The organism is Allobosea sp. 10L422 (assembly GCF_056395345.1).
Genome location: NZ_JBFTJI010000001.1, coordinates 354,691 through 369,953 on the forward strand (window position 1 = coordinate 354,691; position 15,263 = coordinate 369,953).

Genomic DNA, 15,263 nt, shown 5'->3' on the forward strand with positions numbered 1-15,263 from the left:
GCGCTTCGCTCCGTCATTCTCGGGCGAAGCGCAGCGTAGACCCGAGAATCGTCCGCCGAAAGAGGCTCGGGAGCCTCATGCGTCAAGAGATGCTCGGGTCAAGCCCGAGCATGACGCGCTGATTTTCAACGCCCTCAGACCGCCGGCCGCAGCTTGCGGACCTCGTCGTCGCTCGGCAGGTACTTGGCGCCGTCGCGATAGCTCCAGTCGACCATCACGCCCTTGCCGTTCCGGAGCGCGCTCTTGCCGACATAGGCGCCGAGCGTCGATTGGTGGTCGATCTTGCGGAACTCGATCGGGCCGAAGGCCGAGGTCATCTTCAGCCCCTCGAAGGCGTCGACGAGCTTCTCGTTGTCCGTCGAGCCGGCCTTCGCCAGCGCCGCAGCGATGGCCTGCACCGTCTCGTAGCCGACGACCGATCCCAGGCGGGGATAGTCGTTGTACTTCGCCTTGTAGGCGTCGCGGAACTTGACGTGCTCCGGCGTCTGCAGGTCGGCATGGGGATAGCCGGTGATGATCCAGCCTTCCGGCGTCTCGGCGCCGAGCGTGTCGAGATATTCGGGCTCGCCGGTCAGCATCGAGACGACCTGGCGCCCCTCGAACAGGCCGCGCGTATTGCCGGCGCGGACGAAATTGGCGAGGTCGACCGCGAAGGTGACGTTGAAGATCGCCTCGGGCTTCGCGGCTTCCAGCGCCTGGACGGTGGCGCCGGCATCGATCCGGCCGAGCGCCGGAAACTGCTCGGCGACGAAGGTCACGTCGGGGCGCGCCTTGAGGAGCAGCTCCTTGAACCATTTCACGGCCGACTGGCCGTATTCGTAGTTGGGAGCGACGATCGCCCATTTCTTCGCCGGGAGCTTCGCCGCCTCCTCCACCAGCATCGCCGCCTGCATGTAGGTCGAGGGTCGCAAGCGGAAGGTGTAGCGGTTGCCCTTCGACCAGACGAGCGCGTCGGCCAGCGGTTCGGAGGCGACGTAGAGCCGCTTGTTCTGGTTGGCGTAGTCGGCGAGCGCCAGGCCGACATTGGAGAGGAAGCCGCCGGCGATGATGTCGACCTTCTCGGCCGTGGCAAGGTCGGCGGCGTGGCGCACCGCATCCTCGGGCTTGCCGGCATCGTCGCGGACGACGGTCTCGAGCTTGCGGCCGAGCACGCCGCCCGCGGCGTTGATCTGCTCCTGCGCCAGTTCCCAGGCCTGCCGATAGGGTTTCAGGAAGGCCGGCTGGGCGGTATAGGAGTTGATCTCGCCGATGCGGATCGGCCCGGCCCCCTGGGCGCGCACCAAGCCGGGAGCCCCGACGGCGGCGACGCCGGCGATGAAACTGCGACGATCGATCTGCATCAGGCTATCCTCGCCCGCTTCGGCCGCGTTGCGCGCCGATACCACCCGCCACGCGATGCGGCAGGAGCGGATTCATTTGTATGCATATGAAAATCGATACCGGCCGATTGTCAACAGCGTCTCGGCAATGCAGCAGAAGCAGGACTGCCGAGAAACTCATCGCCGCCGCCGCAAATTTCAAGAAAACTTTTTGATATCAAGAGATTAATGGCCGCTGAAAAATAAGTCAGTGCTGCTGTCCTTTTCCTCTTGCGGGAGCGAGGTGACGCTCCTATCTAGTGCGCAGCGCAGCAGAGATGTTGCGTCGCCCTCCTTGGGCGTTTCCTCCCTAGACTTGGGCTGCGCTTTCGGGCGTGGCCCTTTTTTCTTGTCTGGAAGGTGGTTAGCTCACCACCAATTGCGGCCGTAATACCAACCGGGCGGTGCATCGTATCGGTCGAAGCGGGCACGCCGATCCGCGGCGCGATTGAGATCGAGCTGGAGCAGGCAGTTCGCAAAGCCTTCGCTCGATGTGCGGAAGCCGAATGAGTGGCAGCGCGCCTCGTCTGCCGCGCGCAGCTCGGCTTCCGTTACGCAGCCGCTGCAGGCGACCGCCAGAAGAGCGCCGGCTGCGAGCTTTCCGATATCCATGGCGCGTCTCCTTTGCGCACTGGCTGCGAACGCGACGACGCGCAAATGGCGTCCGGGTTCCCCATCTACCTCAGCGCGAGAACCGGACGGGCACCGCAAGCGCGATCGCGCTGCCACCGATCCCGTCCGGCGGCGCCGGCACGGGGCTCGCCCGCCTGATCATTGCGACCGCCTCCTCGTCCAGAGCCGCATCACCAGAGCCACGGACCAGCCGCGCCGACAGGACCCGGCCGCCCCGGTCAATGCTGAACGCGACCTGCACGGTACCGGGACTGGCGCCGTTCGGGAAGCGCTTGAAGCGGTTGAGATGGGCGATCAACGAGCCCCGCCAGCTGGCATTGGCGGCCGGCGCAGCGGTCGAGGCACCCGAGGCAGGCGCCGCGGCCTGCAGGGCGGCCTGCGCCTGTGCGATCGGCGCCGTGGTCTGCTCCGCCTTCGGCTTGTCCGGGTTCACCGGCTTGCGCCGCTCGACCACTTTCGGCTTGGGCTTGGGCTTGGGCTTCGGCTTCACCTCCGGCAGCTTCGGCTGCTCCTTCGGCGGTGGCGTCAGCACGGCGGCAGCGTCAGGCAGCGGCGGCAGTTCTGGAATCTTGATCTCGGGTTCCGGAATCGCGACCGGCTCGGGCTCCGGCGGCGGCGGCTCTGGCTCCTTGGGCTGCTCGACAGGCTCTGGCGTCGGCGGCTCAGGCTCGGGCTGCGCCTCGACCATCTCCGGCCCCGGCGCGATATCCTGCTGTGCCGAAGCGGGCGCGACGGCGAGCGGCGCAAGCTCGATCATGACGGCGGCAGGAGGCGAGCCCATCGCAGCCTCGGCGCGCTGCCAGTTCGCCGCGACCCAGCCAGCCGTACCATGGGCACTCGCGACGACGAGCGCCGCCACGCTCCAGCGCAGCGCGGCCGGGGCAAAGCGCGACAGGGAGCGGCGTTCCAGGCTCATGGCTTGGCCCCCGATGGGGCGGCGCCCTGTCCGGTATCCTCGAGGCCGACGAGAGCGATCTTGAGATAGCCGGCGTTACGCAGCAGGTTCATCACCTCCATCAGCTCACGATAGGCGACGGTGCCGTCGGCGCGGAGAAATACGCGCTGCTCGCGGTCCCGGTTCGTGCGCTGGTCGAGCGCGGCCTGCAGCGCCTCGCGGGACAAGGAGTCGTTCCCCAACGCCAGCGAGAGATCGCCCTTGACGGTGAGGAAGACGGGCGTGTCCGGCCGGGGCTGCGGCTGCGCATTCGACACCGGCAGATCGACAGCGACGTCGACGGTCGAGAGCGGTGCTGCGACCATGAAGATGATCAGCAGAACCAGGATCACGTCGATGAAGGGCGTGACGTTGATGTCACTGACTTCGTTGAGATCGCCGTCCTGTGGGTCCTTGAGGGAAATGGCCATGGCTCACTCCACCGGCACGAGCGCGGATGCGGCTGCCGCCGCCGAGGAGGAGGCCGAACGGGGAGTGGCCACGACGGCGCGATGGCGCCGCTCGAGATCGCGCGAGAGATGACGCAGGATCTCGCCGGAAGCATCCGAAAGCGTGGCGCGATAGCCGGTGATCGCACGGGCGAAAACGTTGTAGATGATGACGGCGGGGATCGCCGCGACGAGGCCGATCGCGGTCGCCAGCAGCGCCTCGGCGATGCCGGGCGCCACCACGGCGAGATTGGTCGTCTTCGCCTGGCTGATGCCGATGAACGCGTTCATGATGCCCCAGACCGTGCCGAACAGGCCGACGAAAGGTGCCGTCGAGCCGATGGTCGCGAGCAGTCCTGTTCCGCGCGCCATGGAGCGGCCGGCACGGGCCTCGATCCGCGACAGGGCGATGGCGACGCGCTCCTTGGTGCCGTCCTCACCGAGATCGGCCGAGCGCCGGGTCTCGGAGAGCGCGGCCGTGAGGAGTTCGCCGACGGCGCCGCGCAGCTTGCCGCTCTTCGAAGCTGCAGCGCTGGCCGCAGCGCCGAGACTGTCCGCCGCCTCGATACGGCGCAGTGCCCGGCCGGCCGCGGCCTTCGCGCCGGCGAGTTCCATCGCCTTCGCGAGCCAGATCGTCCAGGTGACCAGCGAGGCGAAGGCGAGGCCGAGCATCACGGCCTTCACGACGATGTCGGCAGCCATGAACATGCCCCAGGGCGACAGGTCGTGCGGCAGCACCGCTGCCACAGCCGGCGCGGCAGTGGGCGCCGATGGAGCCTCCGTCGTCAGCGGCGGATGCGCGGTGCTTGGCGGATTGATGCCGAACTGAGGCGGAACCGCGGGCAGCGGATTGGTCGGGGTGGCCGACTGGACCTGAGCAGCAGGAGCCTCCTGAGCGTGGACGGCAAGCCCGGACAGCGCCGAGAGACCCGCTGCGACGAGAGCCAGACGAAACGCACGCATCATAACCAAGTCCAGTCTTCGCTGGAGGTAAGCTTACCCAGCTGCTGCCGGCTCGGAGTCTTCCGGTTTGCGCTCTCTGCACACGGCCATTGGCTTCGTGCCAAGAGATCATTCCGAATACTTAGACTCCACCGCTTCCTCATTAGAAAAATTACAAAAAAGACCTGCAGAACTCATTCTGCATATGCGATACGCCTGTTCGAATAGGCTGCGGATGTCAAGGCTGACCAGCTTAGAGCTGTGTCTGTGCGCAGTCGTCTTTCCGGCGCCCAAACCGGCCCGGACGTTTCCGCATATCCGTTCTTCGATGGATGCGAGGCCGGGCGCCGGCTTGCGCTTCAGGAATTCGTCGGCCGGTCGATCTCGGCCTGAAGCGCGGCAAGGTGTTCGCTTGCGGCTGCGGTAGCGGCCTGCTCGACGGCCCGGAAGCGCGTGATCAGGGCCTGACCGAGATCGGTCACGCGGGCTCCGCCGCCATTGCGGCCGCCGGTCTGGCGCTCGACGACAGGCTTGCCAAACAGGGTATTCAGCTCCTCGACCAGTTCCCAGGCCCGCCGATAGGACATCGCCATCGCCCTGCCCGCAGCCGAGATAGAGCCCTGCGCCGCGATCTGCTCGAGCAGCTCGATCTTGCCGGGGCCTATCCGCCCCTCGGGATCGAGCTGGATGCGCAGGCTAAGCGAGGGCACCGCTCGGCTCAGGAAGCTTTGGCGAGACGGGCGCCCTCGCCGCAGGCGGCAAGATAGATCGCGGCGATGCGCTCGATCCCGGCCTGATCGGCGGCGTCGAAACGCGCGACCGAGGGGCTGTCGAGATCGATGACGCCGATGACGCCGTCACGGCCGATCAGCGGGACGACAAGCTCCGAGCGGGAGGCCGAATCGCAGGCGATATGGCCGGGAAAAGCATGGACATCCTCGACGAGAACCGAGGCACGGCGCTCGACTGCGGCTCCGCAGACGCCCTTCCCGACGGGAATACGCACGCAGGCCGGCTTGCCCTGGAAGGGCCCGAGTACGAGTTCCCCGTTCCGCATCAGATAGAAACCGGCCCAGTTCAGCTCCGGCATCATCTGGTAGAGCAGCGCCGAGGTGTTGGCCGCGTTGGCGATCGGGTCGCTCTCCCCGGTGAGCAGGGCTTCGAGCTGCGTCGTCAGCTCGTCATAGAATGCGGCCTTGTCGGTCGTGTCGATGCGCTGTGCCTCGAACATGGTCCTGCGTCTCGCTGAAGGGCTTTGAAGTCCGATGGCTGTCCTACCACCATCGACAGGCCGGCGCCAAAGCCCTTTCCGAAGGAGCGCGCGTCATGGCAATCCTCCCCCGCGCCATCTGAAAGGGAATCGACCTTTGATCGGGACGACCCGGCGGCTGCGCATTGCGACCGCCCTGCTGACGCGGGACCATATCCTGCCGTTCTGGCAATCCATGGCCTCGGAGGCCCTGAATGACCACTGACCTCAATGCCGCCACCAGCCTGCGCCGCGCCGATGGCAGCGCGGGAGATGCCGATTACGGCCGGATCGGCCAGGGCTATGCCTCCTATCGGCAACCGGAGCCGGCTATCGCCGCGCTGATCGAGAGCGCGCTCGGCCCGGCCGGTCGCATCCTCAATGTCGGGGCCGGCGCAGGCTCCTATGAGCCGCGCAACCGCGACGTCACGGCGGTCGAGCCTTCCGCCTCGATGCGGGCGCAGCGGCCGGCCGATATTGCCGTGGCGATCGATGCGACAGCCGCGAATCTGCCCTTTCCCGACAAAGCCTTCGACGCGAGCATGGCGACCTTCACCGTGCATCAATGGCAGGATCTCGATGCCGGCCTGCGCGAGATGCGCCGCGTGACCCGCGGCCCCGTCGTCATCCTCTCCTGCGACCCGGAGCTGGTCGAGGCTTTCTGGCTCAACCACTATGCCCCCAAGGTTCTGGCGACGGAGGCGCGGCGCTATCCCTCGCTCGGCCATATCGGCAAGGTCCTGGGCGGCGATGTCGAGATCGTCGCGGTGCCGATCCCCCTCGCCTGCCGCGACGGCTTCAACGAGGCCTATTACGGCCGGCCGGAACTCTTCCTGGAGCCGGGCGCTCGTTCGGCCTGCTCAGCCTGGAGCTTCGTCAGCGAAGCCGAGAGCGCCGCCTCGATTGCCCATCTGCAGGGCGACCTCGAATCCGGAGCCTGGGATTCGTGCTACGGCTTCCTGCGCAGCCAGCCGAGCTTCGAAGGTTCGCTGCGCCTCGTCGTCGCGCGGCCGTGACTCAGCGACTTTCTGGCGGGGTGCAGGCGTTTCCGCGATCCATCGCTCCCGAGGCGAAACTCGTCAGCCGCGGCCTGACGCGGCGCGTCGGCTTCGTCGTGCCGAATTTCCAGATGGTCCAGACACGGCTGCACGGCTCGGACATGGTCGCCCTGCTGCCTTCGCGCGTGCCGTCATCCTGCGGGGCTGGTTTCGTTTCCGTCGCCGCTGCGGTGCTGGGCTTCTCGCTCCATTTCGGCACCGGCGACGTCGCACTGCGGCATGCCGCGGCGATCCTGACCAAGATGTTCCGGTAACGACATGGTTTGAAAGCGGCCCTGCAAGGTGCCGAAGATGTTGGCCCCGCTCTTCGGACGCCCTACATTGCCATTTCCGAAGCCAGTCTGGAGCGTATCCCATGGAACGACGTTCATTTCTGCTCGGATTGCTTGCCCTTGCAACGGGCTCCGCCCTGGCCCTGCCGGCCCGCGAGGCCGAAGCGGCGCCGCGGCAGCCGACGCCATCGCCGGATCAGGAACTCAGGCTGCCGGACGGGACACCGATCGACTGGTCCCAGAATCGCAGGGGCCACCCCGTCCACCGCCGGCATCACTATCGGCACTGGCACCGCCATTATCGCCGCCGTCGGCGGGTTTGCCGGACCCATTGGGATCGGTGGGGAAGGCCTGTTCGCCGGTGCCACTGGGTCTCGTTCTAGAGCGTTTCGAGCCTAGCGGGTATCGCTTCGCGTAAAGAAAATGCCGTAAAACAAAGAACTAGAGCATTTCCGCGTATCGAGGACGTGCGGCGATGCTCTAGCATTGTTTCTGCGGGCGGCCAGAGCGAAGGTCGTCCCGCCATCGATCGCGACTTGGGGGAAACATGCAGACGCTCGATCATGTGATTGTCTGGATCATCATCGGGGTGATCGGCGGCGGCCTCGCCGGCCTCACGATCAAATGGGACAAGCGCGGCTTCGGCCTCCTGCGGAATCTCGCCGTGGGTCTGGCGGGCGCCGTGGTCGGCGGCCTCCTCTTCCGCTGGTTTCAGATCCTGCCGGGTCTCGACAACATCGCGATTTCGCTCAGGGATGTGATCGCCGCCTTCGTCGGGTCCCTGATCGTGCTCGTCGCCCTCTGGAGCTGGAAGCGCTTCGAAGGGCCTTCGGCCTGAGGCCGAGGCGCCGGCAACCCTTCAGAACCGCCAGATCAGCGGTACGTAAAAGACCGCCATTACGAAGAACCAGAGCATCAGCGGTGTGCCGAGCTTCCAGTAGCTGTTGAAGCTGTAGCCGCCCGGCCCCATGACCATCATGTTGGTCGCCGTCGCGATCGGCGTCAGGAACGAGGCCGAGCCGGCGACGCACAGGCTCATCAGCACCGGCCGCGGCGATACGCCCATGCCGGCGGCGGCGGCCATTGCGATCGGAATGACCAGCATCGTCGTCGCGGTGTTGCTCATGACCTGGCCGAGGCTCGCCGTCAGCACGAAGAGACCGGCGAGGAAGACGATAGGCCCTGCCCCGCCCGTCAGAGCCACGAGATGGTCGGCCACGACCTTGGCCGCGCCCGACTGCACCATCGCTGTGGAGAGCGGCATCATCGCCGCGATCAGGATCACCGTCGTCCAGTTGATCGCACGGTAAGCCTGCTCGACGGTCATGATGCCGGCGGCGATAAGGGCCCCGGCACCGAGCAGCCCGGCGACGGCCGGCGGCAGGATACCCGTCGCGAGCGCGGCGACGAGGCAGGTCAACACCGCCAGCGCCACTCCGGCGCCCGCGCCCATCGGCACGGCCTGGCGCCGGACGAGGTCGGGCGAGTTGACGACGAGCACGTCGGGATCGTCGAGCTGGAGATCGAGCGCTTCCCAACTGCCTTCGAGCAGCAGCGTATCGCCGGCCAAGAGAGCATCGCCCGGCTCCAGATCGACCCCCGCGCGCTGGACGGCCAGCACGACGAGATCGCCACTGTCCGTCACCATTCCTGGAAAGAGCGCACGGCCGATCAGTGCCGAGCGCGGCGGAATCACCACCTCCGCCAGCCCCGAGCGGCGGCTGAACAAGCCTTTCTGAGCAGGGTCGTCGCGCAGGGCGAGATGCTTGTCGGCTGCCAGCGTCGCGACGGCCTCCGCATCGCCGCGCACGAGGAGATAGTCCCCCTCGGAAATGGCCGGCGCCCGCAACGGTATGCCGGAAGCTCCCGCCTGCACGGCCATCAGGCTGAGCCGCCCGTCCGCGTTGAGATCGACCTCGAGCGGGCTGACACCGATATAGGAGGAGGTCGAGCGCACGCGCAGCCTGAAAATCCCGTCGCTTAACCCATAATGCTCAACGAGAGTCTGAGCGTGCCGGCTAAAATCGGCCGGCAGCCGCGCGCTGCTCTGCTGCGGCAGCAGGCGCTTGCCCAGCAGCAGGATGATCGCCATCGTGCCCGCCAGCAGCGGCAGGCCGACGAGCGCGAACTCGGCAAAAGCGAATCCCTGCAGGCCGGCATCCTCCAGCGCCTCGGACACCAGGATGTTCTTGGGCGCTCCGGTCAGCAGCAGGTTGGAGCCGGCATGGGAGGCGAAGGCGAGCGGCATCAGGAGCTGGGCCGGCGACTGGCGCAGCCGCACCGCGGCCATGACCGCCACCGGCATGAGGGCTGCGACCGAGCCGCTGCCGCTGATGAGCGCGCTGAGACAGCCGGCCGCGACCATGATGATGATCAGCAGACGCGTCTGCCCATCGCTGCCAGCCTTGGCGATCAGATATTGCCCCGCCCAGGCGGTCACGCCGGTCTTGTCCAGCGCCGCGCTGATGATGAAGAGGCTGGCGACGAAGAGTGCGGCGCGGTCGCCGAAGCCGGCGAAAGCCTGCTCGAGCGTCACCACGCCCGTGGCCCAGAGCGCCAGCGCCGCCCCGATCGCGACCACGACGACCGGAAGCCTGTTCCAGGTGAACAGCACGATCGCAGCCACGGTGACGACGGCGGTACTTTCGATCGGTGTCACGCGGCGGTCTCCTGCAGGCCTTCGTCAGGTCCTGAGCATCAAAGCGCCGCCGAGCAGGATGGCAAGGGCGATCAGCCCCAACCCGGCTGCGGGCCAGCGCCGGAGATGCACATCGATTTCTCCGATGCGGTTCGAGATGCCACGAACCAACGGGCCGCCCTTTTGCGCGAGGACGACGATGTCTCCCTCCGGAATCCTGCCCAGGCGTTGCGGCCAGCGGTCGACGAAGAGCATCACCGCCGCGCCCAGCAGCATCGGCCAGCTCACCTTCCAGAGCGCCTCGGGCTCGAGCAGGCTGGCGATGGGTTCGCCGGACACGGCCGGATAGAGCGACCAGGGGATGACGAGCGAGGCGGCCAGCACGACGAGCCAGGGCAGGAGCTGCCCGAGCGGCGGCGATCCGACAGGGTTGTCGAGCGTGTCGCGGCGGAGGATCAGCAGGAAATGCACCATCAGCGCGGTGCTGCCCGCGGCGGCGAGCGTCATCGCGCCGGCGAGCCAGCCATAGCCGAGCATCGGCTTGGTCGCGAGCTTGGCCAGCGCCCCGCTGGTCAGCGGCAGGCCGCCGAGGCTCAGCGCCAGCACGGCCGTCAGCAGCAGAACAGGCGTCAGCCGACGCCCGCCGGTTGCGGCGAGGATGCCGATGCCGAGAAAGAGCGCGCCCTTCACCAGTGTGTGGTGGACGACGTAGTAGGCCGTCAGATGGGTGGCGGCCGGGTCGGCCGTGTCGAGGCCGATGCCGAGCAGCACGGCGAGCAGCCCCATCTGGCTCACGGTGGAATAGGCCAGCACCGTCTTGGCGCGCCGCTGGGTGATGCCGAGCATGGCACCGTAATAGGCTGTGACGAGGCCCGCGCCGATCAGGACGGCACCCGCGAACGGCATCCCGGCCTCGAAGGGCAGGAAGCGGATCAGCCCGATCACGCCGGCCTTGACCACGACGCCGCTCAGCACCGCCGAGGCCGGGGTCGGCGCCGCCGGATGCGCCAGCGGTAGCCAGACATGCAGCGGCACCAGCCCCATCTTCAGCGCGAAGCCGAGGACGAACAGCGCGACGATGCCGTCCCGCATCGGATTGGCCGAGAGATCGGCGACGACGCTGCGGATCTGCGGGTTGGCGTCGGGATGGCCTGCCGCCAGCATCACCAGCGCGATCAGCAGGAACGCCTCCGCCAGCAGCGCCAGCACGACATAGATGACGCCGGCCCGGTGTGCGGCAGCGCTCTGCTCATGGATGATCAGGCCATAGGCCGCGAGGCTCGCCAGCGTGAACAGCAGATAGAAGTTCACGACATCGCCGACGATGAACAGGCCGAGGCTGCCTGCGAGCGTCAACAGCCACCAGATCGCGAAGCGCGGCGCAGCCCGATCTCGTGCCATCTGCGAGGCGGCGTAGGCACCGGCCGCGCTCCAGAGCAGCGCTGCTCCCCCGAGCAGGATCGCGCCGGGCTGGTCGAGCACGAGCGTCAGCCGGAACGGCGCCGGGAAAAAGGCGAAGCGGCCTTCAGGCACGAAGATGGCCCCCGCAAGCGCGGGGAGCGGGGCAATCACGAGCACGGCCAGCACCCTCGCCCGGAACCAGGCCGACAGGCAGCACGCGGCAAGCAGGAGCGGCACGAGCAGGGCCGAAGCTAGGAGGAGACCGGCGGCAGTCATGGCGCCAACGCCGTGGCGAGGCCGTCGCGGCCGATCTGCAGGAAGCCGAAGGGGCGCAGCGGCACGAATCCGAGCAGAACGGCGGCCACGGCCAGTGTCAGCGCCGCGATTTCGAGCCGGCGCGGCACTTTGCGTCGCGGCGCGACGGGAACGGCGGGGACGGCGAGTGCCTTGTCGATCACGCGGAAGACGTAGCCGCCAGCGAGAAGCCCGCCGGCCAGAATGGTCGCGGCCAGCCAGGGATTGCCCTGAATGACCGCCGCCGTCAGCAACAGGCATTTGGCGACGAAGCCGCCGCTTGGCGGAATGCCCATCAGCGACAGCCCGGCGAGGCCGAAGGCCGCCGCGCTGAGCGGCAGCACGCGGCCGAAGCCGCCGAGATCCGCAATGCGGTCATGGCCGTAGGCCTCGGCGATGACGCCGGCCGCAAGGAACATCGCCGCCTTCGCCAGCGCGTGAGAGATGAGCTGGAGCGCGCCGCCGGTCCAGGCGATCGTTCCCCAGGGCGGCAGCTCGGCGCTGCCGGCCGCCAGTGGAAAGACGATGAAGAGATAGCCGATCTGCGCGACCGTCGAATAGGCGATCATCAGCTTGAGCCGGGCCTGCCGGAGCGCCATGACGCTGCAGAACAGAATCGAGGCCGCGCCAAGGACGGCCAGCATCTGGCCGGCGATCGCGGCCGATTGCGGCGGGGCCACATCGAGCACCAGCCGCAGGATCAGGAAGATCGGGGCCTTGATCACCAGCGCCGAGAGCACGGCGCTCGCCGGCGCGGGCGCCCCGGCATGGGCCGGCGGCAGCCACAGATGCAGCGGGAACAGCGCCGCCTTGGCCAGGAGGCCGACGATCATCAGCGCCAGTGCCGCCGCGAGCGCCGGATCCTGCCGGCTCAGGCGCGAGAGCGCGAGCAGGTCGAGCGTGCCGTACTGGCCGTAGATCAGCCCGGTCCCGAGCAGGTAGAGCAGCGAGCCGATCAGCGCGAACAAGAGGTAGCGCAGCGCGGCTTTGACGGTTTCGGCCCGGCCGTCGAGGCAGACGAGCGGCACCGCTGCGAAGGTCAGCAGTTCCAGCGCGACGTAGAGGTTGAACAGGTCCTCGCCGACGAAGACGGCGTTCAATGCACTCCAGAGCGCGAGCAGCATCAGCCAGAACGTCGTCTGCGCACGCCCGTCGTCTGCGCCCTCATGAAGCTTGTGCTGGGTTCGTGCGAAAAGGCCGACCGTGACGACGACCAGCGCCGTCATGACGAGCATGGCGCCCGAAAGCCCATCGGCCCGCAGTGCGATGCCGAGCGGCGGCTGCCAGGAGCCGACGACATAGGACAGGGCCGCGCCGCTCGATGCCAGCTCGACGGCGATCGCAATGGCAAGGGCGAGCCCGGCCGCAAACGTCGTCATTGCGATCCGCGCCGCGCTGCGCGGCCCGCAGGCGAGGATGGCGAGCACGGCACAGACCGGCAGGATCACGGCCAGGACCAGCAGGAAGCCACCCGGCGAAGTGGTGTGGACGAGCGGCATCATGACCCGCTCCGCCGTTGGGCCGGCGCAGAGGCATCTGCCTGATCGCCCACATTCAGCTCGGAGAGGCGCTTCAGCAGGGCAACGGCCAGAGCACTCGCCGAAAAGGCGACGACGATCCCGGTGATGACCAGAGCCTGCGGCACCGGGTCCGCTTCGAAGCCGGCGGCGGCGCCCCGCCGCGCGACGGCGCCGAAGACGAGGAAGATGCCCGCGCCGAGAATGTTGCAGCCTACGATCCGCCGCAGCAGGACGGGGCTCGTGACGATGGCGAAGAGCCCGATGCCGACGAGCGCAGCGCCGCACAGGCCGAACAGAATGCCGGGCTGCAGCGCCGCCGTCATCGTGTGGGCGCCTTTCGGGCCGGGCCGGCCACCAGCATGGCGAGCGCCGCGGCGACGGACAGAGTGAGGGCAGCCTCGATCGCGACGATCAGCGGCTTGGCGAGCCCTTTCGGATAGGCGAGGAAGCCGTCGGCAACAGCGAAGCCGAGAAAGGCGATCGCCAGGAACAGGGCCGGGCCGCCCGTGAGCGCAAGCCGAAGCAGCGGGCGCGCCGTATCGGGCGGTGGACGGAGACCCGCCATCATCACCAGCAGCCACATCGCGGCAAGGACTGTGCCGGCCTGGAAGGTGCCGCCCGGCGCGTCGGCCCCGACCCAGAACATGTAGACGCCGATCACGATTCCGAAGGGTGGCAGGATGCGCGCGAGATAGGCCAGCGGCCCCGGAACGGCGGTGGGCTTAACCTCGGGTGCGCCACCCCAGACACCGTCAGGCGCCAGGGACCAGACCCCGATCAGCGCGAGCAGCACCACGACCTTCTCCAGCAGGGTGTCGAGCGCGCGATAGGCCAACAATACGGCGGTGACGGGGTTGCCCAGCCCCGTCGTCCCCAGCGCCTCCGAAGCGGCCGGCGCCAGCGTCGGAGCGGGCGCCGACAGGGTCAGCACGGCAAAGGCGAGCCCCGCGGAGATCGCGGCGCAGCCCACGGCCACGGCGAGCTTGCCGGCGCGCGTCATCGCCTCCTCATGCTTGCCGCGGCCGCGCAGCGCCGCTTCCGCTCGCAGCAGCAGGATGCCAGTCCCGCCCCCCCCGATGGCGATTTCCGTCAGCGCGACGTCCGGCGCCGCGAGCCGGACCCAAACCAACCCGAGCAGGAGCCCGAAGGCGAGGAAGGCGATGATCGCGCTGCGTTCATCCGGCTGCGCGACCACATAGACCGCAAGTCCCAGCAGCCAGGCGACGAGCGCGAGATCGAGCAGGAGCGTCATGGCTCGGCCCGGTCGCGGTGGAGGGCGCGCGCGAGCAGCTGGCTCGCCGTCGCGGCCGAAAGCTGAGCGAGCAGCCAGACGCAGATCAGCTTCAGCGCGCCCGTGACGCTCGCCGCCTGTGGCAGGAGACCGAGAACGATCAAGCCGAGCCCCAGATTGTCCGCCTTGCTGATGGCGTGCAGCCGGCTCAACGTATCGGGGAAGCGCAGCAAGCCGAGCGTGCCGGCGAGAAAGAGCAGCGCTCCCGCCATCACGAGAACGACGGTGACGATGTCGGCGAGGCCGCTCACGGCCGCTCCTTCGACGAATCCCCACCGGCGCCCGGCCCGTCGGCGCCAAGCACGAAGGCGACGCAGGAGAACGCCGCGAACAGCGCGAGCAACAGCGCGACATCGCTCGTCGCCGCCGATCCGGAAGCAGTTCCCAGCAGCAGGAGGGCCGCCGCTCCGCCGGTCCCCAGCAACTGTACGGCCATCATGCGCTCGGGAACGATGCCGGAACGCAGCACGCGGAACAGCGCTATCGCCGTCACGGCCAGGATGAAGAGCGCGGCCCCGGTGAGGAAATCAGCCATCGTGCCGCCCCGGTCCGAGGATGCGCAGGAATGCCGCCTCGTCATCGGCGACCTGCTCGGCCACGGCCTCGCGCAGATCGAGGCAGTGGATCAGCAACGTCCCGTCGGGCTCGGCGGAAACGGGCAGCTTGCCCGGTTGCAGGCTCATCACGGCGCAGGCCGAGTCGAGCGCAAGGCCGGCTGGAATCAAGAAGAGACAGGTCGCAAAACCGGGCTGCAGGTCGGGCTCGCGTGCAAAGGCGCGCCGCGCCACGTCGAGACCTGCAACGACGGATTGCGGGAGAAAGCGAGCCAGAAAACCAACGAGGCCAATCCATGAGAGCTTCCCGCCGGGCGGCCAGAGAGCCGTGCTGGCCCAGACTCCGCAGGCGCTGGCGACCAGCCCGACCGGCAAATCCTCGAGCGCCGGTCCCATCAGGATCACCCAAAGCAGCAGCAGCCCGAGCCCTCGGGCGAAGAGCGCCGAGAGGGGCGCGTCGTCGGCTGCGGCCGCCGCCTTCATTCCATCCGCCCGTCTCTGGTGGGTGCCCTGCCGGGCCGTGAGACCAAGGTAGCTTCCACCTCCGCGGGCAACATCAGCCCGACGTCTCACTCCTGTGCGCCGCGTCCCATTCTCGCCCGCGCTGCTGGCAGTGGCCCGCCCGATATGAGCAGGATGCGTTCGGTGCCGCACTCCGGGGATCGCATGA

18 protein-coding genes are annotated in these 15,263 nt (G+C 68.1%); 3 read left to right on the top strand and 15 right to left on the bottom strand.

Annotated features, from left to right (window positions below; all coding sequences use genetic code 11):
• Positions 1 to 134: 134 nt before the first annotated feature.
• From AC1DEZ_RS01700 to AC1DEZ_RS01730, 7 genes are all read right to left on the bottom strand, one after another.
• Positions 135 to 1,340 (bottom strand): ABC transporter substrate-binding protein, encoded by a 1,206-nt coding sequence (locus tag AC1DEZ_RS01700; protein ID WP_476778373.1) that lies wholly within the window; start codon positions 1,338 to 1,340, stop codon positions 135 to 137.
• A gap of 387 nt (positions 1,341 to 1,727) precedes the next feature.
• Positions 1,728 to 1,970 carry a hypothetical protein gene (locus AC1DEZ_RS01705; protein WP_476778374.1) on the bottom strand — a complete coding sequence of 81 codons (243 nt, stop codon included), beginning with the start codon at positions 1,968 to 1,970 and terminating at the stop codon, positions 1,728 to 1,730.
• A gap of 70 nt (positions 1,971 to 2,040) precedes the next feature.
• The gene (locus AC1DEZ_RS01710) at positions 2,041 to 2,907 is read right to left on the bottom strand and encodes an energy transducer TonB family protein (RefSeq protein WP_476778375.1); all 867 of its coding nucleotides are present in this window, start codon (positions 2,905 to 2,907) and stop codon (positions 2,041 to 2,043) included.
• On the bottom strand, positions 2,904 to 3,356 hold the full coding sequence (gene exbD, locus AC1DEZ_RS01715) for a TonB system transport protein ExbD (protein WP_476778376.1): 453 nt from the start codon (positions 3,354 to 3,356) through the stop codon (positions 2,904 to 2,906). The genes AC1DEZ_RS01710 and exbD overlap by 4 nt, the downstream gene beginning before the upstream one ends.
• Before the next feature lie 3 nt (positions 3,357 to 3,359).
• The gene (exbB, locus tag AC1DEZ_RS01720) at positions 3,360 to 4,340 is read right to left on the bottom strand and encodes a tonB-system energizer ExbB (protein WP_476778377.1); all 981 of its coding nucleotides are present in this window, start codon (positions 4,338 to 4,340) and stop codon (positions 3,360 to 3,362) included.
• Positions 4,341 to 4,675: 335 nt separating this feature from the next.
• Complete coding sequence (locus AC1DEZ_RS01725; RefSeq protein ID WP_476778378.1) at positions 4,676 to 5,026, bottom strand: winged helix-turn-helix domain-containing protein; 351 nt, start codon at positions 5,024 to 5,026, stop codon at positions 4,676 to 4,678.
• An 8-nt stretch (positions 5,027 to 5,034) separates the two neighbouring features.
• Positions 5,035 to 5,547: a GAF domain-containing protein gene (locus tag AC1DEZ_RS01730; protein ID WP_441513251.1), complete on the bottom strand. Its 513-nt coding sequence runs from the start codon at positions 5,545 to 5,547 to the stop codon at positions 5,035 to 5,037.
• Between the two features lie 233 nt (positions 5,548 to 5,780).
• Between AC1DEZ_RS01730 and AC1DEZ_RS01735 the strand changes: the two genes are divergently transcribed.
• The 3 genes from AC1DEZ_RS01735 (at position 5,781) to AC1DEZ_RS01745 (ending at position 7,733) form a co-directional block, all read left to right on the top strand.
• Positions 5,781 to 6,581, top strand: a complete 801-nt coding sequence (locus AC1DEZ_RS01735; protein ID WP_476778379.1) for a class I SAM-dependent methyltransferase — start codon at positions 5,781 to 5,783, stop codon at positions 6,579 to 6,581.
• Positions 6,578 to 6,877 carry a hypothetical protein gene (locus tag AC1DEZ_RS01740; protein ID WP_476778380.1) on the top strand — a complete coding sequence of 100 codons (300 nt, stop codon included), beginning with the start codon at positions 6,578 to 6,580 and terminating at the stop codon, positions 6,875 to 6,877. The genes AC1DEZ_RS01735 and AC1DEZ_RS01740 overlap by 4 nt, the downstream gene beginning before the upstream one ends.
• A 565-nt stretch (positions 6,878 to 7,442) precedes the next feature.
• Positions 7,443 to 7,733, top strand: coding sequence for a GlsB/YeaQ/YmgE family stress response membrane protein (locus AC1DEZ_RS01745; protein WP_476778381.1), 291 nt, complete (start codon positions 7,443 to 7,445; stop codon positions 7,731 to 7,733).
• Positions 7,734 to 7,754: 21 nt separating this feature from the next.
• Here the strand turns inward: AC1DEZ_RS01745 and AC1DEZ_RS01750 are convergent, their stop codons facing one another.
• From AC1DEZ_RS01750 to AC1DEZ_RS01785, 8 genes are read right to left on the bottom strand one after another with little or no spacing between them, the layout of a single operon-like run.
• Positions 7,755 to 9,554, bottom strand: a complete 1,800-nt coding sequence (locus AC1DEZ_RS01750) for an SLC13 family permease (protein ID WP_476778382.1) — start codon at positions 9,552 to 9,554, stop codon at positions 7,755 to 7,757.
• A 24-nt stretch (positions 9,555 to 9,578) separates the two neighbouring features.
• Complete coding sequence (locus AC1DEZ_RS01755) at positions 9,579 to 11,210, bottom strand: complex I subunit 5 family protein (RefSeq protein ID WP_476778383.1); 1,632 nt, start codon at positions 11,208 to 11,210, stop codon at positions 9,579 to 9,581.
• Positions 11,207 to 12,730: a complex I subunit 5 family protein gene (locus tag AC1DEZ_RS01760; protein ID WP_476778384.1), complete on the bottom strand. Its 1,524-nt coding sequence runs from the start codon at positions 12,728 to 12,730 to the stop codon at positions 11,207 to 11,209. Before AC1DEZ_RS01760 ends, AC1DEZ_RS01755 begins: the two co-directional genes overlap by 4 nt.
• The gene (locus tag AC1DEZ_RS01765) at positions 12,727 to 13,071 is read right to left on the bottom strand and encodes an NADH-quinone oxidoreductase subunit K (protein ID WP_476778385.1); all 345 of its coding nucleotides are present in this window, start codon (positions 13,069 to 13,071) and stop codon (positions 12,727 to 12,729) included. Before AC1DEZ_RS01765 ends, AC1DEZ_RS01760 begins: the two co-directional genes overlap by 4 nt.
• Complete coding sequence (locus AC1DEZ_RS01770) at positions 13,068 to 14,000, bottom strand: hydrogenase subunit MbhD domain-containing protein (protein WP_476778386.1); 933 nt, start codon at positions 13,998 to 14,000, stop codon at positions 13,068 to 13,070. Before AC1DEZ_RS01770 ends, AC1DEZ_RS01765 begins: the two co-directional genes overlap by 4 nt.
• Positions 13,997 to 14,290, bottom strand: a complete 294-nt coding sequence (locus tag AC1DEZ_RS01775; RefSeq protein WP_476778387.1) for a monovalent cation/H(+) antiporter subunit G — start codon at positions 14,288 to 14,290, stop codon at positions 13,997 to 13,999. Before AC1DEZ_RS01775 ends, AC1DEZ_RS01770 begins: the two co-directional genes overlap by 4 nt.
• Entirely contained in the window at positions 14,287 to 14,574 is a 288-nt protein-coding gene (locus tag AC1DEZ_RS01780) for a monovalent cation/H+ antiporter complex subunit F (RefSeq protein WP_476778388.1), read from the bottom strand. The genes AC1DEZ_RS01775 and AC1DEZ_RS01780 overlap by 4 nt, the downstream gene beginning before the upstream one ends.
• The gene (locus AC1DEZ_RS01785) at positions 14,567 to 15,076 is read right to left on the bottom strand and encodes a Na+/H+ antiporter subunit E (protein WP_476778389.1); all 510 of its coding nucleotides are present in this window, start codon (positions 15,074 to 15,076) and stop codon (positions 14,567 to 14,569) included. Before AC1DEZ_RS01785 ends, AC1DEZ_RS01780 begins: the two co-directional genes overlap by 8 nt.
• Positions 15,077 to 15,263 lie beyond the last annotated feature (187 nt).

Excerpts from the sequence above, each read along its gene's own strand:
- AC1DEZ_RS01700 (WP_476778373.1), bottom strand. The coding sequence starts at position 1,340 with ATGCAGATCGATCGTCGCAGTTTCATCGCCGGCGTCGCCGCCGTCGGG.
- AC1DEZ_RS01705 (WP_476778374.1), bottom strand. The coding sequence starts at position 1,970 with ATGGATATCGGAAAGCTCGCAGCCGGCGCTCTTCTGGCGGTCGCCTGC.
- AC1DEZ_RS01710 (WP_476778375.1), bottom strand. The coding sequence starts at position 2,907 with ATGAGCCTGGAACGCCGCTCCCTGTCGCGCTTTGCCCCGGCCGCGCTG.
- exbD (WP_476778376.1), bottom strand. The coding sequence starts at position 3,356 with ATGGCCATTTCCCTCAAGGACCCACAGGACGGCGATCTCAACGAAGTC.
- exbB (WP_476778377.1), bottom strand. The coding sequence starts at position 4,340 with ATGATGCGTGCGTTTCGTCTGGCTCTCGTCGCAGCGGGTCTCTCGGCG.
- AC1DEZ_RS01730 (WP_441513251.1), bottom strand. The coding sequence starts at position 5,547 with ATGTTCGAGGCACAGCGCATCGACACGACCGACAAGGCCGCATTCTAT.
- AC1DEZ_RS01735 (WP_476778379.1), top strand. The coding sequence starts at position 5,781 with ATGACCACTGACCTCAATGCCGCCACCAGCCTGCGCCGCGCCGATGGC.
- AC1DEZ_RS01745 (WP_476778381.1), top strand. The coding sequence starts at position 7,443 with ATGCAGACGCTCGATCATGTGATTGTCTGGATCATCATCGGGGTGATC.
- AC1DEZ_RS01755 (WP_476778383.1), bottom strand. The coding sequence starts at position 11,210 with ATGACTGCCGCCGGTCTCCTCCTAGCTTCGGCCCTGCTCGTGCCGCTC.
- AC1DEZ_RS01760 (WP_476778384.1), bottom strand. The coding sequence starts at position 12,730 with ATGATGCCGCTCGTCCACACCACTTCGCCGGGTGGCTTCCTGCTGGTC.
- AC1DEZ_RS01765 (WP_476778385.1), bottom strand. The coding sequence starts at position 13,071 with ATGACGGCGGCGCTGCAGCCCGGCATTCTGTTCGGCCTGTGCGGCGCT.
- AC1DEZ_RS01770 (WP_476778386.1), bottom strand. The coding sequence starts at position 14,000 with ATGACGCTCCTGCTCGATCTCGCGCTCGTCGCCTGGCTGCTGGGACTT.
- AC1DEZ_RS01780 (WP_476778388.1), bottom strand. The coding sequence starts at position 14,574 with ATGGCTGATTTCCTCACCGGGGCCGCGCTCTTCATCCTGGCCGTGACG.
- AC1DEZ_RS01785 (WP_476778389.1), bottom strand. The coding sequence starts at position 15,076 with ATGAAGGCGGCGGCCGCAGCCGACGACGCGCCCCTCTCGGCGCTCTTC.